The sequence below is a fragment of the Bilifractor sp. LCP21S3_A7 genome (assembly GCF_052118825.1).
In the GTDB taxonomy this organism is placed as follows: domain Bacteria; phylum Bacillota; class Clostridia; order Lachnospirales; family Lachnospiraceae; genus Bilifractor.
Genome location: NZ_JBQKGL010000004.1, coordinates 251,252 through 273,364 on the forward strand (window position 1 = coordinate 251,252; position 22,113 = coordinate 273,364).

Consider the following 22,113-nt stretch of genomic DNA (forward strand, 5'->3'; position numbering starts at 1 on the left):
ATTAAAATGGGGCAGCTGAAGAAAGCTCTTAGGGCGAATTTCCAGGGATACGAGGTTATCCGCTAGCTGCTGCATGCGCCGTCTTATATAATGATCCGTATGCGGATGAAATCGGCAGAACCATCCGGTTTTCAGTCCTGTGTTCAGTGTGGACGATTACGAAAGATAAAATATATTATGAATTCTTCCACTCAAACAACTGATCTTCAAGAACTGGTGTGATATACTGTATAAGCTCTTCGAAAACGCAGACAAGATCGTCGCACGCGAAGCGCGCGTAAGAGACTGTCTGCGATTTCGAAGGCAACAGGTATGAGGATGAAGCGCGGAGGCGCGAAATCCTCATACCTGAAGGATTGCGGGAGTGCGAAGCCATTGAGAAATTTATACAGTGTGAAGGAGACACCATGATCAGACATTATATAATCGGAGAGCCGATCGAGACAGATTCCGTTGTGCTGAATATACCGGCTGAGACAGGGGAGATTCCGGGTTTTGTTATGGATCCCGGCGCGAAGGCGATTCGTCATCGAATGGACAGGGAGGATGTTATTTACGGACTCGGAGAAACTGTCCGCGGGATGAACAAGAGGAACTGGCTGTACATCAGCAACAACACCGACGACTATATGCATACGGAGGGAAAGCATTCCCTTTATGCCTCCCAGAATTTTATCCTTGTTTTTTCTCCGCGGGCTTCTTTCGGACTTTATGTCGATACGCCGGGAAGAGTGACATTTGATCTGGGATACACGGATCCGGATGTGCTGGAGATACGGCTGGATGATTTTGACGCGAATCTCTATGTGGTTCAGGATTCGACGCTTCCCGGAATTGCGCATGAATTCCGGCACTTAGTGGGCCGAAGCTATATTCCGCCGAAGTGGGCCTTCGGATTCGGGCAGAGCCGGTGGAGCTACCGCACGGAGAAAGAAGTGGAGGAGGTTGCTGACCGCTATCAGAAGGAAAGCATTCCGCTTGACAGTATCTATCTCGACATCGATTACATGGATCACTACAAGGACTTCACGGTTGATGAGCAGGCTTTTCCGGATTTCACGGATTTCTGCGCGAAGATGAAGAAAAGGGGAATCCATCTGGTGCCGATCATCGATGCGGGTGTGAAGATGGAGGATGGCTATGATATCTGTGAGGAGGGGAGAAAAGGCGATTACTTTGTCAAGGATGAGGACGGAAACGACCTGGTGGCCGCTGTCTGGCCCGGGAAGGCGCATTTTCCGGACTTTATGAAGCCGGAGACGCGGAAGTGGTTCGGGGAGCATTACCGTTTTCTGCTGGATCAGGGCGTGGACGGGTTCTGGAATGATATGAATGAGCCCGCGATTTTCTACACGGAGAAGCATCTGAACGAGGCGTTCCGGCGGATCGACGAACTGAAGGGGGAGAATCTGGATATAGAATCCTTTTCTGAGCTGACGTCTCTGGTCGGAGGACTGTCGAACAATCCGGAGGATTACCGGAGCTTTTATCACACATACATGGGAAAAACCTATCGCCATGACAAGCTTCATAACCTGTACGGTTATCTGATGACGAGGGCTGCCGGAGAAGCGTTCCGGACGCTTTGCCCGGATCGGAGGATCCTGCTGTTTTCACGGTCATCCTACATCGGGATGCATCGCTATGGAGGTGTCTGGACCGGGGACAACAGAAGCTGGTGGGAGCATCTGCTTCTCGGCATGCAGCAGATGGCGGGCCTGAATCTGTGCGGCTTTCTGTATTCCGGATCGGATATGGGAGGCTTCGGTGACGACGCAACGGAGGATCTGATGATGCGGTGGCTGGAAATGGCTCTTTTTACACCACTGTACCGCAATCACAATGCGAAGGGAAACCGCTTTCAGGAGCTCAGCGCGTTTGCGCATCCGGAGCGCTTCCGCCCGATCATCGAACTCAGATATGCTTTGCTTCCTTATATTTACAGTGAGTTTATGAAGGCAGCGCTCCGCGACGGCATGTACATGATGCCGCTCGCCTTCCAGTGGCCGGATGACAGAAGAGCAGTGGAGACAGAGGATCAGCTGCTTGTCGGGGAAAGCGTGATGATCGCGCCGGTGTACCGGCAGAACGTTTCCGGCCGTTATGTCTATCTGCCGGAAGATATGATGCTTCTGCGTATGAGAAGCTGGAACGATTACGATGAGATTCAGCTTTCAGAGGGCGATCACTATGTGAAGGCAGAGCTCGGGGAAGTGCTGATTTTCATCCGAAAGGGACATGTGCTTCCGCTCTGCCATCCGGCAGCAAATACGGCAGCTCTCGATTACAGCACGATCCATTACATTTGTAACGGGGGATGCCCGGAGGATTACGAGTTATATAACGATGATGGAATTACTCCCGTGAAAGATCCCCTCCGGGTGTGATCTTCTGTTTTTTCGATGTAAATCTCCGGATGGGTGAAGCTGTCCGGAAATGAACAAGAGGATTTTGAGAAACAGTAACCAGGAATTAAACAAGCCGGATCAGAAAAAATGCATCTATGAATTTCAACAGAAAGGTAGGGAATCAGCTTGGCAGCAAACAAAGATTTCATTCATCGTTTTCTCAATTACGTTCAGATCGATACGCAGTCCGATGAGGATGCGACAGATCAGCCAACAACTGCAAAGCAAAGGACTCTCGCAGAGCTCCTTGAAAAAGAACTGACAAGTCTGGGTGTCCGGACGGATTACGACCGGGAACATTGCTACGTCTATGCAGCTATTGCTTCGCATGGGAGTGGTTTTGAATCCATGCCGCCACTGGGATTCATTGCTCATCTCGATACGTCGCCGGAGGTGAGCGGAAGCAGTGTGAAGCCGAGAATCATTCAGAATTACCAGGGCGGGGATGCATTATTAAAAGAAGAGGATTTTCCGGAGCTTACGAGACATCGCGGGGAGGATCTTATAGCATCAGACGGGACGACACTGTTAGGTGCGGACGACAAGGCAGGAATCGCGGAGATCATGAACCTTGTGCAGTATTTTCATGATCATCCGGAGGAACCGCACCGGGCGGTACGCATTGCATTTACGCCGGATGAGGAAACGGGACGCGGCACAGAGCATTTTGACACGGAGCGCTTCGGGGCAAAAGAGGCATATACCGTAGACGGCGGGACCTTCGGTGTCATCGAATATGAGTGCTTCAATGCGGCGGAAGCGCGGGTTATGATCCATGGCAAGAATGTCCACCCGGGAAGTGCGAAAAACCAGATGAAAAATGCCTGCCTGATCGCGATGGAATTTGCCTCGATGCTTCCGCCGGCTGAAACACCGGAGCACACAGAGGGATATGAGGGATTTTACCACCTCGACCGGATGGAGGGCAGTGTCGAACAGACAAACCTTCAGTACATCATCCGGGACCATAACCGGAAACGGTTCGAGGCACGAAAAGAAACGATTCGCTCGATTGCGGCGTATCTGAATCAAAAATATGGTGAGGGAACTGTTGACGCATCAATCCGGGACCAGTATCACAATATGGCTGAGGTTATGAAGGATCATATGGATCTGGTCGGGCGTGTGCAGAAAGTTCTGTCGGACATGGGAGAAGTGTGTGTCACAAGCCCGATTCGTGGCGGTACAGACGGTGCAGCACTGTGTTTCCGGGGCATTCCATGTCCGAATCTGTGCACGGGAGGGTATAACTATCACAGCCGGTTCGAATATGCGAGCGTGCAGGAGATGGAGAAGACCGCGGAGATGCTGATCCGAATCGCACAGCTGCGGCAATGATGGGAAAAGCATTTCCATACGATATCGGGTTTCAAGACAGGCAGAATGCTGTTTTCAAAAGGAAATTATATGCCGGATTAAGGGGCTGCCGCATTTGCGAACAACCCCTGTTCTCTTCTTCCGGACAAATATCATCCAGACTGCCCGCTGCCGGTATGGAGGATACTTCCGCCTCCGCAGGTTATTGTTGGTGCTGTCATGTATTGACATTTTTACAATATATGATATCATTATGATATCAAATAAATATCGTCTTCGGGCCGCGATTGCCCGGAAGCCTTTTTTAGGGGGCGGAAAGGAAAAACGTTATGGAAGAGAAGCAATTGGTGAAGAAGAACAATGGGATGCCTGTTTTGCTGCTACTGGTTGCACTGTATGTGGCGTCTGTTTTTCTGTTTGTGACGGGAATCAAGCTTGGAACGGAGGATTCTCTGTTTCTTCCGGCCTTCCTTCCGGCGATTCTGTGGTGGGGACTTGGATGGATCTTCTGCATGGGATTGAAGGTTGTCAAGCCGCAGGAAGCGCTTGTGCTGACGCTTTTTGGCAAGTATATCGGGACGATCAAGACGGATGGATTTTACTATGTGAATCCTTTCTGCTCGTCAGTAAATCCAGCCGCGAAGACAAGGCTGGGACAGAGCGGAGATGTGAATGAGAACGCTTCGGCCCATGGGATTCAGCTGTCGCTTTCTTCCGTGAACAAGACAGAGGAGCCGGCGAACTGGAAGATTTCTCTGAAAGCGATGACCCTGAATAATGCGAAGCAGAAAGTCAACGACGTACTTGGCAACCCGGTGGAGATCGGCGTGGCAGTGATCTGGAGAGTCAGTGACACAGCGAAGGCAGTTTTCAATGTCGATAATTATAAGGAATATCTGTCGCTCCAGGTAGATGCGGCGGTGCGGGATATCGTGAAGATTTACCCGTATGATGTGGCACCGAATATCGATACGACCGGTGACGGACAGGCTGACGACGGAAGCCTTCGCGGGTCTACGACGGTTGTGGCGGACCGGATCCGTGACCTGATTCAGAAAAAGGTAGAAAATGCCGGACTTGTGATTGAAGAGGCAAGAATCACGTATCTGGCTTACGCTCCCGAGATCGCCGCGGTGATGCTCCAGAGACAGCAGGCTTCCGCAGTGATTGACGCGAGAAAGATGATCGTGGACGGTGCGGTCGGTATGGTTGAGATGGCACTGGAGCGACTGAAGGAAAACGGCGTGGTGGATCTCGACGAGGAACGGAAGGCGGCAATGGTGTCGAACCTGCTGGTGGTTCTGTGCGGCAACCATGACGCACAGCCTGTTGTGAATTCGGGAAGCCTGTACTGAAACTGAATGATGAACGCGGCGGCGCTGCCATTCCGGGTTAGTATGGTCTGGCGAAGGCCGCCGCTTCCTTTTGAGACGTGCTGAGAGGTTTTTTACGATAGTTTCGTATAAGGCTGACCAAAACCGTGTTGCGCGAACAAACCGCTTCCACCCGCAGATGGAAAACCTGTCAGCCCAAAAACTAGGATATATTTCTGAAGGGTGTGAGCAAACAGTTTCCGGCTGTGGTAGACAGAAAGCAGGTGAGCAGATGGCGAAGAAGCAGGTACCGCTTCGATTGAATGAAAAATTGTATGACGCGATCGCAGCCTGGGCGGAGGATGATTTTCGTTCGGTGAACGGGCAGATCGAGTATCTTTTGACGGAATGCGTAAAGCAGAGAAAAAAGGACGGGAAGTATGTGTCGGAGCACCTCGATGAACCGCCGGAACTGAACATCCGGTAAATGGCCATGCTATCTGCAGTGCTATATACGTACGGGATAGGTGTCTGCGGCTGCCCGTTGCTTTACCGCTTCCGTGTGTACGGCATGGAGGCTGTGAAGCAGCGGGTTCGGGAAGGCAGGAATTTTACAGCCTGACGAGGACAATTGTGCGTTAAAGGGATGTAAAATCTGGCAGAATGCGATAGGATGATTGCAGGGTTGAAGTTCATGATCGGCAAGCATCCTATTGACAGGTATGTCAGCGGATGAAAAATGTATGCGTGATTTTGTCGGGAGAGGATGGAGAGATGCTTCGAATTGCGATTGTTGAGGATGATGAGAATTACCGCCGGGAGTTCCGCACATATCTGGAACAGTACGGAAGAGAGCATGGCGAAGTTTTTTCCATCCGGGAATTCTCCGATGGAGACGGAATTCTGAATCCGTATACACCGGATTACGATATTATTCTGATGGATATTGAGATGGCATTTGTCGACGGGATGACGGCGGCGCAGGAGATCCGGAAATCGGATACGGAGGTCTGCATCATCTTTATTACCAATATGCCTCAGTACGCGATCAAGGGCTATACGGTCGGCGCACTGGATTATATTCTGAAGCCGGTTTCCTACTATTCCTTTTCGGAGACCATTACACGTGCACTGGGAAGAAGGAAGACAATCCAGAATAAGTACGTGATTTTGAATGTCAAGGGCGGGATGCGGCGGATTTCCACTTCTTCCATCCGTTACATTGAAGTCATGAACCATGAACTGATTTTTCATCTGGTTTCAGAAGAGATAACCTCAAGAGGCGCGCTGAAGGAGGTGGAAAAGGAACTATCCGGCGAGTATTTCTTTCAGTGTAACAAGGGCTTTCTGATTAATCTGGCTTATGTAGACGGTATCGTCGGGAATGATGTTCAGATCGGGGAGGACCGTCTGCAGGTGAGCCGGTCCAGGAAAAAGCCTTTGATGGATGCTTTGAATCAGTACATGGCGGAGACAGGGAGGTAACGGGATGGATGTATACGGGCTCCTGTTTCGTACTGCTTCCGGAAATGTCCTGCCGGATCTTAAGGACACACCGGGAATTTATTATGCAATCACCTATATAATTGCTTTTGCAATCATCAGTCATTATCGGCCGGCCCGGAGAAAGGGCTGGAAGAGAAATCTGATTTTTCTGGGAATGGGAGGATTTCTCATTTTTTACATGACGGTGACGAAGAATCCCCCTCTTCCGTTATTCCTTCCGGTTGTAATGGGTACCATTGTTCAGATTTTTCTCGGCTTTTACTGGCTGACAGAGATGAACTGGAAGAATTGTCTCTTTGATACGCTTCGCGCCTTTATTCTGGGAGAGTTTGCGGCTTCTCTGGAATGGCAGCTTTATTATTTCGGTTTGACAGAATTAAGGGTTGCCTTGAATCCGCTGACGAATCTGATCTTTATGCTTCCGACCTATGCCGGTGTATTCGTTCTGGCTGCTGCGCTGGAGAGGAAATATGACAGCCGGTCCGGAAGGTATGAACAGCTGGAATTACATGGGCATGCACTTCTTGGGGAGATATTGATCATCGTTGCGGTGTATTTCATGAGTGATATCAGCTTTGTGCTTCAGCGCGCGCCTTTTACCGCCAGGTACACATCGGAAATCCTGCTGCTTCGAACCGTTGTGGATTTTGCCGGGGTTGTTGTTCTTTATTTTTATTCCATTGTGCTGCACCAGGCGCAGGAGCAGATGGAACTGCAGACCATGCAGAATATTCTTCAGCTTCAATATTCCAATTATCAGACCTCGCGGGAGAGTGTGGATCTTGTCAATCAGAAATATCATGATCTAAAGCATCAGATTGCAATTCTGAGGGACGGCATCGATTCTGAGGAAAAAGTACGGTATCTTGACAAGATGGAGGAGGAAATTAAGCTGTACGAGGCGCAGAATAAGACCGGCAACGAGGTTCTGGATACGATCCTGACCAGCAAGGCCATGGCTTGTCAGAGATATCATGTGGAATTTACCGTTGTGGCGGACGGAGCGGCGCTGAGCTTTATGTCAATCATGGATATCAGCTCGTTGTTCGGAAATGCCCTGGATAACGCTATTGAGGCGGCAAAGCAGATACCGGACAGGAAGGAGAGGCTGATTCATCTGACGATCGCGAGGCAGAAGAACTTTGTCAATATCACGCTGCTCAACCGCTTCAGCGGTGCGGTCAGTTTTCGAAACGGCCTTCCGGTGACAACCAAACAGAACCACGCTTACCACGGATTCGGAGTCAAGAGTATGCGCTCCACGGTGGAGAAATACGGAGGTTCACTGACGGTAGGCGCGAAGGATGGATGGTTCAGTCTTCACATCCTTCTGCCGGGCACACAGAGCCGCAGGGAAATCTGACCGACAGGAACGAGGCGTGACCGGAGGAAAGTGCGGCTGACATGTGGATCGCGCCGGAAGTATCACAGGAAGTGAAAACAGACAGATGACGCAAAAAAATGAACCATTTGCGTCATTTGTCTTTTTTTATCCTTTTTTGTGGTAGGCTTGAAAATGTGAGATAAGGGTTTCCGCATGACAAGGCTGTCTGCAGAGGGAAGATTCCTGGGACAGCCGAAGTGAAAACACAGGCGGAAGCCGGGAATACAGAACGAGATAAAACACGCTGCGCGAGTTTTATCTCGCTATCGCGACGCTCGCCGCACACGAATACTTCGCATTCGGCTGCGGCTCACTGTTCGCGTAAATAAAAATTCAGGAGGCAGATCATGATCCGATACGATTTTAACAATGACTGGACGGTAAAACATCTGGGAAGCAGTGAAGAAGGGATAAAGGTCCGGCTCCCATATGACGCCATGCTTCGCGAGAAAAGATCCGGGGAGAGCGCGGGAATGCATAATGTCGGCTGGTTTGCCGGAGGCGATTATGAATATGTTCATCGCTTCGAAGTGCCGGCGTCTTTTGAAGGAAGAAACGTGTTCCTCCTGTTTGAGGGAATCTACCGGAATGCTGAGATCTTCGTAAACGGATGCAAGGCGGTGTCGCGTCCGTATGGATACACGCAGATCCAGACAGAAATATCAGCTTATCTGCATTATGGCGCCTCAAATGAAGTGCGGGTTGTCGCACATAATGCGGATCAGCCGAACAGCCGCTGGTACAGCGGCAGCGGAATTTACAGGCCGGTCTGGATGTATGTCGGAGAGTCCGATTATATTCCGTTATATGGCCTGAAGGTTCGCACGGTGTCAGTGTGTGATTACAACAGCGAGCATACCTGCGGAAAAGCGCAGGTTGAGGTCCGTGTGCGGACCAGTGCCGCTGGTATGGTCAGTCTGCAAATGACGGATCCGGACGGAAGAAAAGCTGCATATGCAGAAGAGCAGTCCGCTGCGGTTTCTCCTGATGAAGAAGTTGTGTGTGGGGCTTCCGATGAAGCGGAAGAGTCAACGGCAGGAATTCACACAGAGAAAGACAGAAGGGCTGCGGAACATTTTGAGGCAGTATTCCACATTTCAATCGACCGGGCACGACTCTGGAATCCGGGGCGCCCGGAGCTTTACCGGTGCCGCGCAAGGTTTGCGGATGACACCAGTGAGGTGACCTTTGGAGTCCGCGAGCTTTCCTGGGACGCAGAGCACGGTATGCAGATGAATGGAAAACGGCTGCTTCTGAAGGGCTGCTGCATTCATTCGGACAATCAGCTGCTGGGCGCGGAAACTTATCCGGAAGCCGAAGAGCGGAGAGTACGGATTCTGATGGAAAACGGCTACAACGCCATTCGCAGCGCACACAATCCGGCTTCGGAATATCTGCTTGAGGCATGCGACAGGCTGGGAATGCTGATGATGGATGAATATGTGGACTGCTGGTATATCCACAAGACGCGATTTGATTATGCCGGAGAAATGACAAAATGGTATCGCGCAGATCTGCGTGATATGGTGGATAAAGATTACTGCCATCCGTCTGTAATTCTCTATTCTACGGGAAACGAGGTGGCGGAAACCGGCGAGAAGAGAGGCATTGCGCTGACCCGGGATATGACGGAATATCTTCACAGACTGGACGGCTCCCGTCCGGTCACCTGTGGCGTCAATATTTTCTTTAATCTGATGTATGCGATGGGATTTGGCGTGTACAGCGATGAGAAGGCGGCAAAGGAGGCTGCAGAAGCTGAGAAGGCTGCGAAGGAAGGCAAGGAGCGGAATAAAAAGAAGACGGTCGGCAGCGAGTTCTACAATCAGATGGCGGGCCTTCTCGGTGACAAGACGATGAAGCTCGGCGCAACGCTTCACGGCTGCGATGTCAAGACGAGGGATGCGTTTGCCGCGATGGATGTTGCCGGCTACAATTACGGTATTTACCGCTACCGGCACGACCTGAAGAAGTATCCGGACCGGCTGATTCTCGGAAGTGAGACCTTCTGCAGCGATGCGCATGATTTTATGAAACTGGCGAAAAAGAACCCGCGTATCGTCGGTGATTTTGTGTGGGCAGGCATGGATTACCTCGGAGAGGCGGGAATCGGCTCCTGGGAATACGAGGATTACGCACCCAAGGACGCGGATCAGGCAGGATGGATTTCCGCGGGAAGCGGCAGAGTGGACCTTACGGGAAAAGCAATCGGCGAGGCCAGCTGGACCCGGGTCGCCCTCGAGCAGGAGACCGGCCCGTTTATCGCCGTAAAGCCGGTCTATCAGAACGGCAGGCATACTCCTTCTGCATGGAAGATGTCGGATGCCATCGAAAGCTGGTCCTGGAGAGGCTGCACCGGAAAGAAGGCAGAGATCGAGGTGTACGTCAGGGCGGAGCGTGTGGAGCTTTTTCTGAACGACAGAAAGGTCGGAGCCGCAAGACTGCACGGGAACTGCATTGCCAGATTCAAGGTTCCGTATGAGGACGGAGTGCTTCGCGCCGTTGCCTATAACGGTGATGACAGCCGCATCGGAACCTGCCGGCTGGAAAGCGCAAAGGAGGAAACGACTCTTCAGGTGATCCCGGAAGCTGCCATGGAGCGGATCTCCGGCTGCGATACTCCGGATCTGACGGGAAAACGGCTCACCGCACAGGCCGGAAGGCTCTGCTATTTCCGCATTCGTTACACCGACAGGGACGGCATCTGGAAGCCGATGGAAAAGCACAGAGTGCATATCGAGGTAGAAAACGGGGAACTTAAGGCACTTGGGAATGCCTGCCCATACAATCCGGAAGGGTATCTGCAGGATACAGTTTCTACTTATTATGGAGAGGCGCTTGCGATTGTACGGGTCGGTGCGGGCGGCACACTGAGGCTGACCTGCAGAGACGAAGAGAGAAGCCGGGACCTGGAGATGGAAATCGTGTAAAAAGCCGAAGTGACGTGCAGGCGGCACAAACGCCGCGACAGGCAGACGAAGCCGGTTACATGCAGGCCTGCTCCGTGCTGCGCAGTCCTGCATTTTTACTTACGCGAACAGTGAGCCGCAGCCGAATGCGAAGTATTCGTGTGCGGCGAGCGTCGCGATAGCGAGATAAAACTCGCACAGCGTGTTTTATCTCGTTCAACAGGTACGTGCGTTTTTGTACCGATTATGCTAAAAATTGAACCGTTCGCGCTAAAAAAGGATTTGGTTCCGTTTCTTCTTTATAATGAGAAGCATGGAACACAAATCCGCGCGGACGTTTTTTTATGTACAGGGAGGTAGAGAATGAAAAGGAAAAAATCAGCCAGAGCATGGCGGGGACTTACCGGCGTGTCGGCGACCGTAATGGCAATTCTGGTTGCCGGTTCAACCGTTGCAAACGCAAATGCAGCCTTTATCAATACGAGACTGGGAACCGCCAGTCAGAAGATGGTCGATTCTTCTACAGAAGACAGCATGTACTATGACTCCGAATTTTCATCGCTGGAGGATATGTACAATGCGAAGGTAAAGCTGGCCGAGGAGATCGCCGGCGAGGGAACCGTACTTTTCAAAAATGACAATGCGGCACTTCCGCTTGCAAAGACTGAGAAGATTACGCTCTGGGGCATGAATTCGCATTATCCGACGCTGGGCGGCATGATCGGATCCTCAACTGCATCCGACACAAAGAACGGGCAGGTTCCGGTGGACCTGGAGCAGGCGTTCACCCAGAAGGGCTTCACGCTGAATCAGAACTTCATTGACCTGTATTCGGGCAAAGAGGCGTCCGAGTACATGAGAACCGGTTTCGGACAGCCCGGGCACGGACTGATGCCGGCTTTCACACCGACCTATGAGACACCGGCGGCTTATCCGGTCGGAGAGATTCCGGCCGATCTCTATACGGAGGATACGCTGAGCAGCGCCGATGACACGACGGCAGTTGTCGTGATCTCGAGAGACTCTTCTGAGGCGGCAGACTATGAGCCGGGAATGAAGAATGCCACAAAGGGCGACTCTTTTGAGCGTCCGCTTGCTCTGTCAGATTATGAGAAGTCCATGATAGATCTCGCAAAGAAGCACAGCACAAAGGTTGTTGTCCTTCTGAATGCGGATAATCCAATGGAAATTGATTCGCTGAAGAAGGATCCGGATATTGATTCGATCGTATGGGCGGGAGAACCCGGAATGTATGGATTCCTCGGAGTTGTAGATGCTCTGGACGGAGACGCAAATCCATCCGGAAAAATCACGGATACCTATGCGGTGAATTCGGTTTCCTCTCCTGCAATGCAGAATTTCGGGGTTTATACCTATACGAATGCATCCAACAACGGCGGCACGCTGACCGAGGACAATAAGGCAGACTGGTTCGCGGTTGAGACCGAGGGAATCTACGACGGCTATAAGTATTATGAAACCCGTTATGAGGATCAGATGCTCGGTCAGGGCAATGCGGATGACAAGGCGGGGTCTTCTACCGGAGATGCCTGGGATTATCAGAATGAGGTTTCATACCCCTTCGGATATGGACTGTCTTACACGACCTTTGAACAGAAACTGAACAGCGTGGACGTATCTCTGGGAGATCAGGGAAGCGCCTCCGTTACCGTTACCAATACCGGAAAGACTGCCGGCAAGGACGTGGTGGAACTCTATGTACAGACACCATACACAGAGGGAGGACTGGAGAAATCTGCGATTCAGCTGGTCGGCTTTGCGAAGACGTCCGAGCTCGCGCCGGGGGCGTCGGAAGATGTGACGGTTTCCTTTGATCCGCAGTACATGGCGTCCTATGACGAAACCGCAAAGGACGGAAATGGCGCGTGGGTTCTGGATGCCGGGGATTATTATTTCTCCATCGGAAACGGGGCACATGAGGCGCTGAATAACGTGCTGGCGAAAAAGACCGGTTCCACCGGCAAGCTGGAGATGACGACGGATGATGAGAAGGCAAACCCGGACAATGCAATCGTCTGGAATCTTGACAAGCAGGATATCGATACCTATTCCAAAAACGTATCCAACCAGCTTCAGGACGCAGACATTAACAAGCAGATTCCGGACACGGCAGAGTATTCTACCAGAGCAGACTGGACAAAGGGCTGGAAGACTGTGGATTCTCTGACACCGACCGATGAGATGATGACCGGACTGACAAACAGCAAATATGAGCTTACCGAGAACGGTGACGGCGAGAGCTGGGGAGAGGACAACGGTCTGAAGCTTATCGATATGGTTACGATTAAGGATGGAAAAATTACCGGCGTAACCGACATTAATGATGAAAAATGGGACAAGCTGGTATCTGAGATCACGCTGGATGAGGCAATTCAGTTTATCGAGAAGGGTGGAGATGACAATGAGAATATTGATTCCATTCTCCTTCCAAGATCCGATCAGAACGACGGTCCTCTCGGCTTCACCTATGACCAGGTAGCCGGATATTATATTCGCTGGGACAAGAACAGCGACACCAACCACCCGACTTATACGACAGCGGAAGATAAAGACGGCACCTACGCGGATAATGTCATGCCGACGGAACCGGTTGTGGCTGCCACCTTTAATCAGGAGCTGGTTCACCGGGAAGGTGAGCTTCTTGGAGAGGGTGGCCTGTGGTCCAATGTTGCAGGAATCATTGCTCCGGGAATCAATCTTCACCGTGTGCCGTACAACGCGAGAAACCATGAGTATTATTCAGAGGATTCCGTGCTGACAGGAACTCTTGCGGTAAGCCTGTGCACAGGAATTCAGTCCAAGGGTATGTATGCGGAGCCGAAGCATCTGGCCGCAAACCATCAGGAAACAAACCGGTCCGGCATGTCTGTATTTTCCAATGAGCAGGGCATGCGCGAGAACGAGCTCAGAGGATTCCAGATGGTGCTGTCCACCAACAGTGCCGGAAATGTAATGACATCCTTTAACCGTCTGGGAACGGTTTTCGGAGGTGCAAACGAGAATCTGCTGATCAATATTCTGCGAAATGAGTGGGGATATGAAGGCGCGGTCGTAACCGATATGATCAATGGCGCCGATTACATGAACTGGAGGGATATCACCTTTGCAGGCGGCGGAAACTGCCTGACAACTTCTGCTTACGACACATCGAAAATCGGCACCATGGCAGCTTCAAAGGCACTCATCGCTAAGGATACTGCTTTCCAGAAGATGATGAAGACCAATATCAAGTACTGGCTGCACACATTGGCAGGAAGCCTTGTGATGAACGGAATTACGCACACCACCGAGCTGAAGCATGTAACACCGTGGTGGCAGGCGGCGATCTACGGCGGAATTGCCCTGTTCGCGGCGCTGACGGTTCTCTTTGCCGTACTCTATGTTACAAAAGAACGCAAGCTCAAGGCTGTTCAGGTCGTGGATGCATCCGGAGCAGACGCAGATGAGGAGGTAAAAAAATGAAAAACAGAGCAGCAGGATTTTACCTGACACTGGCTGCCGCCATCCTGGCGGTAGCATCCATCATCATGTATACACGCGCCATGTACAAGGCGCCGGCGGTATTTGTCACTCTGGCAGCAGTAGTGGTGATCGAGGCTGTGACAATCATTCTGAACCGGAGAGGGCTGAACAGCTGGCTTCCGCTGGTCGGAGCAGTGCTGATGGGGTTTGCAGCCGGATATTCGTTTAAGCCGATGGTCAATCAGATCGGCTATGTGATTGCCGGGCTGGATCAGATCGACACACTGATTCCGTTCATCATTTTTGCAGGAATTGCGATCGTCGGAATGCTGCTTTACCTGATTGCGGGGTTTTTGAAACAACAGAAGGATGAAAGATGAACAGACTGCGGAAGCGCAGCTGATCGGAAATGGAACGGCCGCTCAGAAAAGGGCGGCTGGTTTCAGGTTGAAATACCAGGTACGACTTTACGAAGCACCATCATGTTAAAATAATTGGTGTGTTAATTTTCTGAATGCTCTGCGAGTGGAAGCGGTCGAGGGAAAGGGGTGCAGATAAATGCTGAGGATTCGTTCATTTACCGTGCAGAATCTGGAAGAGGGATGTGTGACAGATTCCTCAAACCCTGCGTTTTGGTGGGAGCTTGAGAGTACCGGGAAGGATGTGAAACAGACCTGCGCGGAACTTACCGTCGGAGACTGGACGGTGAAGCTCGCCGGGGAGAACCGTGCGGTTTATCGCGGCGCAAGTCTCAGGTCTTTTACAAGATACCGGGCGGAGCTTTGTGTCACGGATAATCACGGAGAGAACGCATCGGCTGAGCTTTTCTTTGAGACGGGAAGAATGGGAGCACCCTGGATCGGAAGATGGATTACTGACGGCGCGTACCGTTTCACGGAGAAAAAGGCTTCTCCGGTCCCGATGCACTTCCGGAAATGTCTGAACCTTACGAAGAGAGTAAAAAGGGCGGTGCTGTACAGCACCGCTATGGGTATATATCAGTTCTATGCGGATGGAGAGAGAGTCGGCGGAGATTATTTCGCCCCGGGCTTCACGGCATATGGGAAGCAGCTTCAATACCAGACCTATGATCTTACGAAGCAGTTTGAAAACTGTGGCACACACATTCTGACCGCGGTCGTCGGTGGCGGCTGGGCTGTCGGACGCTACACCTATAAAGAACGCTGCCGGATTTACGCGAACCGTCAGGCGCTTCTGGCTGAGGTCCGGATCTGGTTTGAGGATGGATCGGAGCAAGTTATCGGAACAGGATCCGACTGGGAGGTATCCATGAACGGACCGTTCCTAGCAGCGGAATTCTACAACGGCGAGTCCTTTGACGCAAGGCGCATGGCCATGCTCGGTCATGCTGCAGACAGAACAGACGCGGCAAATCAAACAGACGGATGGCATCCGGCGTGTGAGGAAAAACTGAGAATTCACCCGGACATAATCGCACAGTACGGAGACCCCGTGCGTGCGCATGAGGTTTTCCGCCCCGTAGCCGTCACCTGCTCGCCATCCGGAAAGATTATTTTTGATTTTGGACAGAATCTTGCGGGAGTAATCCGCATCCGTCTGAAAGGAAGTGCCGGGCAGAGGATTACCATCACCCATGCAGAGGTTCTGATGGACGGAGAATTGTACCGGGAGCCTCTTCGAAGTGCACGGCAGGAGGCTATTTATATTCTGAAGGACGGTGTGCAGGAGTATGCGCCGTCTCTCACTTATATGGGATTTCGGTATGCTGCCGTCGAAGGCGCGGAAATAATGGCGTTTTCTGACGCTGCGGATCAGGCTGCGGAAATCCGTTCATCTTCCTGTGCTGCGGCTGTTGAAGCGTATCATCAGAGATCCTCCTTCACTTCAGCCGGCGAGGCGGAGAACCCTGCGGCTTCTGAAGGTGACCTGCCTCAGATTCTGAGGGTGGAAGCAGTGGCGCTGTATTCCGACATCCGTGACAACGGAAGCTTTTCCTGCTCGAATCCGGATCTGAACCGTCTTCAGGAGAATATCCGGTGGGGTGCGAAGTCCAACTTTGTCGATATTCCGACAGATTGTCCGCAGAGAGATGAGCGGCTTGGTTGGACCGGCGATATCGCTCTTTTCTCACGGACTGCAGTATATAATTTTGACATGTCCCGCTTCCTTGGAAAATGGCTGCGGGATGTGAAGGCGGAGCAGAGATGGGGCGGCGGGATTCCGATGATTGTCCCCTTCGTCAAGGTGTACTGGCAGTGGGAGCTGGTCGTGACGATGGCGGTGGATCACTGGGGAGACGCCTGTATCCTGGTGCCCTGGGCAGAATATCTTTCCAGGGGGGATTTATCCACCCTTGAGGAGATGTATCCGGTCATGGTGAAATATATCGACGCCTGCCGTTTCTGGGCCGGACTTTTTTCCTTCGGGAAGAGACGGTATATCTGGAAGCTTCTGCATCATTACGGCGACTGGTGCGCACCGGGAGTTGACATGTGGACATGGATGCGCAGAGGTAAGTATACGGCGACGGCCTGCCTGTCGAACTCGGCGGCAATCATGAGCCGGATTTCCGAGGCTCTCGGGAAAAAGAAAAACGCACGCAGATACCGGAAGCTGCATGAGGATACGGCAAACGCGTACCGGAGTCTTCTCATGGATCCGGACGGAAGGGTCAGGGATGAATTCCAGACCGCATACGTACTCCCCTTGTATTATGGAATGCTGCAGGGAGAGGACCGGAAGAAGGCGGCGGAACATCTGGTACGGATGGTAAGAAAAAATGGTTATCATATCGGAACAGGTTTTCCGGGAACGCCATATGTGCTGTTTGCGCTGGCAGATAATGGGTACCCGCAGGAGGCGTTCCGCATGCTTTTGAATGATACGTGTCCGTCATGGCTCTATGAGGTAAAGACCGGAGGAACAACCATCTGGGAGAGATGGGATGCACTTCGTGAGGATGGAAGCTGTAATACCGGGGAGGGTGACGGAACCGGAGGCATGGTGTCCTTCAACCACTACGCAAGCGGAGCGGTGGGAGATTTCTTTTACCGGAGAATCGCGGGGATCGAGCCGCTTGAGGCCGGGTACCGCAGATTCCGCATCCGTCCTCTGATCTGCCGTGATGAAGAAAATAATGGAAGGTTTTTCCTCACGCAGGCGAGAGGAAGCGTCAGAGGTGCGTACGGAGAAATTGTCAGTGACTGGAAAATTGTCGACGATACATTTGAAATTCATATCCGCGTTCCGGCTGGAACAACCTGCCGCGCAGAGCTTCCTGACGGAAGCTGCCACGAAGTGGGAAGCGGAAGCTGGACCTACGCCGTAACGGTTGTCAAAGGAGAGGAAGGAGTACAGAGTGAAGATCACGAAAATTGCTGAAAAGTCTGCATTTCATACCCGGATCACGTCTTCTAATGTAAAAATTAAGGAGATGTTTTTCGGATATCTGGGAGCGCCGTTTCTGGCAATGATCTCAAATGCTGTTTTTGCGGCGTATCTGAATCGTTACTATGTTGATGTATTGGGATGGACAAAATTCGGTCTGTTCTCAGCGCTTCTTCCCATGGTTTCGGTGATATTTGTCATCGCGGGAAATCTCGTGGTGGGAAGTCTCATTGACCGGACGAGGACGGCAGCCGGAAAGGCGAGGCCATATCTTCTGCTGTCGATCCCGCTTCTGGCGGCGGCGATTCTGCTTTTGTTTCTGACGCCGGTAAAGGGAAGCGGTCTGGCGCAGATTCTCTGGATTGCGGTGTCCTATAATCTTTATTACGCTGTAGCGTATCCCTGCTATTACACAGCGCACAACTCCATGGTATCTCTTTCTACCCGGAATTCTTCCCAGAGAGGCATTCTGGCCACTTTATCGAACGCGTCGACAGTCGGAGCTGCGGGTGTGGGCGGCAGCATACTTGTACCGATTCTCCTGCAGAGCTATATGTTTGTCACAGATGAGAACGGGCTGAATGTGGAGGCAAGCTACCTGCACTGGAGAGTGCTTGCGGTCTTTCTGGCCATCCTGACCGCGGTCGGAGTTCTGTTGGAATATTATTATACCCGTGAGAGGATCACAGAGGAAAGTCAGAATCTGAATCTTCAGGAAAAGAAAATACCCACCAGAGAGCATATCCGTGCTTGTGTCCATGACCGGTACTGGTGGATGATGATTCTGTTTGTTCTGGTCTTTCAGATGGGTCAGGCATTCAAAAACGGATCTATGAGCTTTTTTGTCCGGTGGATGTTTGACGGTGTGATTCATTCCTCAAACCCGGAACAGATGTCCGGTACTCTGATGTCGACGCTGGGACTGGTGGGAGGAATTCCGACGGTAATCGGTATGTTCCTTGCGTGGCCGCTCGCAAATAAGCTTGGGAAGAAAAAATCAATTCTGCTTGGTCTCATTTTTGCACTTGCCGGGGGCATGGTCGCGTTTCTCAATGTCAATAGCTTTGTGATCGTATGCATCGGCGTGATTCTGAAAGGAATTGGAATTATTCCGGCGCAGTATGTTCTTCTTGCGCTGCTCTCGGATGTACTTGATCACCTGGAGGCGAAAAACGGATTCCGGAGTGACGGATTTACCATGTCGATCTACAGCGCGGTTTTCGTCGGACTGGCAGGAATCTGCAACGGCGTTCTGAACGGTATGCTGGCTTCCTCCGGATATAATAACATCGGCATCGCAGCTGATCCGGCAAGCGGGAAGTTTATTCAGGATATTTCCTCATGGACCGGGCGGGTTGTATACCGACAGTCACTGGGAACGGAGCATGTGCTTGCGTTTCTGTATCTGGCGGTGGACATGATTACCTTCGCGGTCAGTATTTTCCTGATTCTCGGGCTGAATGTGGAGAAAAATCTGAAGGAAGATCAGGAGATGATTCTGGAGCACCAGAAACAGGCTGTTCTGGCCGAGGGCGGCGTCTGGGAGGATCCGTCCGTTAGAGAGAAGCGGGAGCAGGAGGAAGCGGACCGCAAGGCGGAACAGGACCGGATTGCAGAGCTGCAGGCATACTGCAAAAAGAAGAACCTTGATTTCGAAGAAGAAAATCGGAAATATCTCGAAAAAGAGGCAAGGAAAAAGAACTCACTGATCGGAAAACTCCTGGGGTAAGGAAATTCTGACAGGTCAGAAATGGAGAGGTGCAGAGAAGATGAATGTAAAGAAAAGAAAGGTGGGCAGAGTGGTGCGGAGCATTCTCCTTGCTGTGGTGATTGCGGCTGCCGTGATAATGGGAATCTGGCATAAGACAACGGCAGCAGTCTTCCATAATCTGACTCAGCCACATGTCCGTGTGCCTGACACGGATACATGGACGGGCGGTGAGTCTTATTTGAAGATTCCATATAGTTCGGTTTCCGATTCGGATTATGTAGATCTTTATGTTCCTTCCGATGTGAAGAATCCTCCGCTTTTGATTCTGGTCCACGGGGGCGGTTTTGTCACAAATGACAGTCAGTCAAAGCAGGCGGTGCTGATGTACCGGTATTTCCGGGATCATGGATATGCGTGCGCCTCGGTCAACTACAGACTGGCACAGGAAGCTCCTTTCCCCGGGGCAGTCGAGGATGTGAAGGCGTGCATCCGGTTTCTTCAGGCAAACGCCGGGACCTATGGATATGATTCCGGGCGAATGGCCATATTCGGTGAATCCGCAGGAGGCTACCTGGCTATTGCCGCAGCCATGACGAATGATGAGGAGTTTAACAGCCTGCCATATATCGGAGAAAGCAGCGGGGAATCAGACGGCTGTTCCGATGATGGAAGCAGCGGCAAACAAGAGGAAGGACAGAGCTCTGCTGCGGGCGGAGATTCCGTACCGGCAGAAGGTGTCAATCCGGCGATCCGTGTTCTGATTGATTATTATGGAGATGTTGATTTCACGAGCCTGGATGCTCAGTGGAAGGAGATTGGTTATTCTTCTGTCGTGCGCTCGATTGCCAACGGATGGATTCAGAAAAACCTTCCGGAGGGCTACACCGATATTCACAGCTACTGGCTCCGCAAGGACATTTCGAAGCTGAGTAAAGACGAGCTGGCGCCGATGCTTCTGAATAATTACATTGACGAAAACCTACGTCCGGATTCCGATCTGTCCGTCTACATTTCCCATGGAGATGCAGATCTCACGGTACCGGTCACACAGTCTCAGAATCTGTATTCGAAAGTATCCGGCATCATCGGTACCGGGCGGACAAAGCTGAATATCGTAAAAAATGCTGGCCACGCAGGAGACGGGATGTACTCGGCTCGGGAACTGGAGAAGATGGACCGCTTTATACAGGCACACATGTAGAAACGGGTGGCCTTTTGCAGAGCGAGGCTGTCCGTTCGCATGCCGGAGACGGACTGCACACCCGCAGACGGGAAAAATACGGCAGTGACTATGTATCGGCGATATATGCATATGCCACGTTAAACTGCTGAAGCTGGATCTGGAATGACCAGGGGAAGAAAAGCCTGCAGGAATGACCAGGGGAAGAAAAGCCTGTAGGAATAACCGGAGGAGAAAAATGGAGAAGTCGACACAGAACAATCCGTTTCACGGGGTGAATCTGGGAAACTGGCTGGTGCTGGAGAAGTGGATGTCTCCGGAGATGTTTGACGGAACGGATGCGGAGGATGAGACATGGCTGAACCGGGAGGCGTCCTGGGGGATTATTCCGGAGAATTCGTTCTGGGCGAAGCTTCCTGCTGATGATCCGGGGTATCAGACGGGGCAGATGACCAGAGAGAAGCTGGATCAGCGCATGAAGTATCACAGGGAGACCTATGTGCAGGAGAAGGATTTTGAATGGCTGCACAATCATGGAATCACACATGTGCGCATACCGGTGCCGTTTTTTATCTTTGGAGATCGTAAACCTTATAAAGGCTGTCTGGAATACCTGGACCGGGCATTTGTGTGGGCCCAAAAGTGGAAGATCAAAATTCTGATTGATCTTCACACGGCCTGCGGGGGACAGAACGGTTACGACAACGGAGGAATTACAGGCGTATGCAAATGGCACAAGAATCCGGAAGAGGTGGAGTTTGTGCTGCACGTTCTGGAGAGGCTGGCGAAGAGATACGCGGAGGAAAGCGCACTCTACGGCCTGGAGGTCCTGAACGAGCCCATCAGCCGCCTGGTATACCTGACGGCGCCTTCCACAGGGAAGGCCAGGGATCTTGAGGAGGCGGAGGGCTCCGGTCATGTACCTACCGTTTTTCTGAAGGATTTTTACCGGAGGGCGTACCACAGAATCCGCAGATATCTGCCGGAATCCAAAACGATTGTCTTTCATGACGGGTTCCGGCTGAATGTGTGGGGAGACTATTTTGTCTGCCACAAGATGAAAAACGTCTGTCTCGATACGCATATGTATGTTTTTGCCATGGAGAACTTTTTTCCGGTGCATAAGCCCTGGGTATATCGTACCTACCTGGCGATCAACAAACAGAGAATCCGGCTGGCGCAGAGGTATACGCCGGTTATTGTGGGAGAATGGTGTGTCACGAATGAATATGCCTTCGGGATTCGAAGGGATTTCACCAGAGGGGCACTTTCCGGAATGGCGACCTCTCCGGACGCAAGGAGGTACCAGATCAATGTTCCGCTTCCTGAGCGGGAGAAACGAAAGCGGTTCCTGCGTCTTGCCCGTGCCGAGCTTCGCACCTGGGAAGAGACAGAGGGGTGGTTTTACTGGAATTATCAGCTCCTGCGGGACCGGAGAAAAAAGACAGACGAATATTTTAAGGAAGCCTGGGATTTAGCGCGGTGCATGGAACGCGGATGGCTCCCGGCTGCATTGGAGAGCGAATAACGGCC

Annotated in this window: 13 protein-coding genes; all 13 read left to right on the forward strand. The window is 51.7% G+C overall.

Annotation, left to right across the window (positions count from 1 at the left end; all coding sequences use genetic code 11):
• Positions 1–407: 407 nt before the first annotated feature.
• The 13 genes from ACTQ1O_RS05515 (at position 408) to ACTQ1O_RS05575 (ending at position 22,108) form a co-directional block, all read left to right on the forward strand.
• Positions 408–2,387: a glycoside hydrolase family 31 protein gene (locus ACTQ1O_RS05515; RefSeq protein WP_441486436.1), complete on the forward strand. Its 1,980-nt coding sequence runs from the start codon at positions 408–410 to the stop codon at positions 2,385–2,387.
• Between the two features lie 147 nt (positions 2,388–2,534).
• On the forward strand, positions 2,535–3,746 hold the full coding sequence (pepT, locus tag ACTQ1O_RS05520) for a peptidase T (protein WP_441486437.1): 1,212 nt from the start codon (positions 2,535–2,537) through the stop codon (positions 3,744–3,746).
• A gap of 308 nt (positions 3,747–4,054) precedes the next feature.
• Entirely contained in the window at positions 4,055–5,080 is a 1,026-nt protein-coding gene (locus ACTQ1O_RS05525; RefSeq protein WP_441098805.1) for an SPFH domain-containing protein, read from the forward strand.
• A 250-nt stretch (positions 5,081–5,330) separates the two neighbouring features.
• Positions 5,331–5,525 carry a PTS ascorbate transporter subunit IIC gene (locus ACTQ1O_RS05530; protein WP_441486438.1) on the forward strand — a complete coding sequence of 65 codons (195 nt, stop codon included), beginning with the start codon at positions 5,331–5,333 and terminating at the stop codon, positions 5,523–5,525.
• 245 nt (positions 5,526–5,770) lie between these two features.
• The gene (locus tag ACTQ1O_RS05535; protein ID WP_441486439.1) at positions 5,771–6,523 is read left to right on the forward strand and encodes a LytR/AlgR family response regulator transcription factor; all 753 of its coding nucleotides are present in this window, start codon (positions 5,771–5,773) and stop codon (positions 6,521–6,523) included.
• A gap of 4 nt (positions 6,524–6,527) precedes the next feature.
• The gene (locus ACTQ1O_RS05540; RefSeq protein ID WP_441486440.1) at positions 6,528–7,907 is read left to right on the forward strand and encodes an ATP-binding protein; all 1,380 of its coding nucleotides are present in this window, start codon (positions 6,528–6,530) and stop codon (positions 7,905–7,907) included.
• Positions 7,908–8,275: 368 nt separating this feature from the next.
• Positions 8,276–10,858, forward strand: coding sequence for a glycoside hydrolase family 2 TIM barrel-domain containing protein (locus ACTQ1O_RS05545; RefSeq protein WP_441486441.1), 2,583 nt, complete (start codon positions 8,276–8,278; stop codon positions 10,856–10,858).
• Between the two features lie 342 nt (positions 10,859–11,200).
• Complete coding sequence (locus ACTQ1O_RS05550) at positions 11,201–14,320, forward strand: glycoside hydrolase family 3 C-terminal domain-containing protein (RefSeq protein WP_441486442.1); 3,120 nt, start codon at positions 11,201–11,203, stop codon at positions 14,318–14,320.
• Positions 14,317–14,700, forward strand: coding sequence for a hypothetical protein (locus tag ACTQ1O_RS05555; RefSeq protein ID WP_441486443.1), 384 nt, complete (start codon positions 14,317–14,319; stop codon positions 14,698–14,700). The genes ACTQ1O_RS05550 and ACTQ1O_RS05555 overlap by 4 nt, the downstream gene beginning before the upstream one ends.
• A gap of 178 nt (positions 14,701–14,878) precedes the next feature.
• Positions 14,879–17,683: a family 78 glycoside hydrolase catalytic domain gene (locus tag ACTQ1O_RS05560; protein ID WP_441486444.1), complete on the forward strand. Its 2,805-nt coding sequence runs from the start codon at positions 14,879–14,881 to the stop codon at positions 17,681–17,683.
• Positions 17,661–19,418 carry an MFS transporter gene (locus tag ACTQ1O_RS05565; RefSeq protein ID WP_441486445.1) on the forward strand — a complete coding sequence of 586 codons (1,758 nt, stop codon included), beginning with the start codon at positions 17,661–17,663 and terminating at the stop codon, positions 19,416–19,418. Before ACTQ1O_RS05560 ends, ACTQ1O_RS05565 begins: the two co-directional genes overlap by 23 nt.
• A 40-nt stretch (positions 19,419–19,458) precedes the next feature.
• Positions 19,459–20,601, forward strand: coding sequence for an alpha/beta hydrolase fold domain-containing protein (locus tag ACTQ1O_RS05570; protein ID WP_441486446.1), 1,143 nt, complete (start codon positions 19,459–19,461; stop codon positions 20,599–20,601).
• Between the two features lie 217 nt (positions 20,602–20,818).
• Positions 20,819–22,108 (forward strand): glycoside hydrolase family 5 protein, encoded by a 1,290-nt coding sequence (locus ACTQ1O_RS05575; RefSeq protein WP_441486447.1) that lies wholly within the window; start codon positions 20,819–20,821, stop codon positions 22,106–22,108.
• Positions 22,109–22,113: the final 5 nt, after the last annotated feature.

What these genes read in the sequence shown, in the direction of transcription:
- ACTQ1O_RS05515 (WP_441486436.1), top strand. Translation starts at nt 408, where the DNA reads ATGATCAGACATTATATAATCGGAGAGCCGATCGAGACAGATTCCGTT.
- ACTQ1O_RS05525 (WP_441098805.1), top strand. Translation starts at nt 4,055, where the DNA reads ATGGAAGAGAAGCAATTGGTGAAGAAGAACAATGGGATGCCTGTTTTG.
- ACTQ1O_RS05530 (WP_441486438.1), top strand. Translation starts at nt 5,331, where the DNA reads ATGGCGAAGAAGCAGGTACCGCTTCGATTGAATGAAAAATTGTATGAC.
- ACTQ1O_RS05535 (WP_441486439.1), top strand. Translation starts at nt 5,771, where the DNA reads ATGAAAAATGTATGCGTGATTTTGTCGGGAGAGGATGGAGAGATGCTT.
- ACTQ1O_RS05540 (WP_441486440.1), top strand. Translation starts at nt 6,528, where the DNA reads ATGGATGTATACGGGCTCCTGTTTCGTACTGCTTCCGGAAATGTCCTG.
- ACTQ1O_RS05545 (WP_441486441.1), top strand. Translation starts at nt 8,276, where the DNA reads ATGATCCGATACGATTTTAACAATGACTGGACGGTAAAACATCTGGGA.
- ACTQ1O_RS05550 (WP_441486442.1), top strand. Translation starts at nt 11,201, where the DNA reads ATGAAAAGGAAAAAATCAGCCAGAGCATGGCGGGGACTTACCGGCGTG.
- ACTQ1O_RS05555 (WP_441486443.1), top strand. Translation starts at nt 14,317, where the DNA reads ATGAAAAACAGAGCAGCAGGATTTTACCTGACACTGGCTGCCGCCATC.
- ACTQ1O_RS05560 (WP_441486444.1), top strand. Translation starts at nt 14,879, where the DNA reads ATGCTGAGGATTCGTTCATTTACCGTGCAGAATCTGGAAGAGGGATGT.
- ACTQ1O_RS05570 (WP_441486446.1), top strand. Translation starts at nt 19,459, where the DNA reads ATGAATGTAAAGAAAAGAAAGGTGGGCAGAGTGGTGCGGAGCATTCTC.
- ACTQ1O_RS05575 (WP_441486447.1), top strand. Translation starts at nt 20,819, where the DNA reads ATGGAGAAGTCGACACAGAACAATCCGTTTCACGGGGTGAATCTGGGA.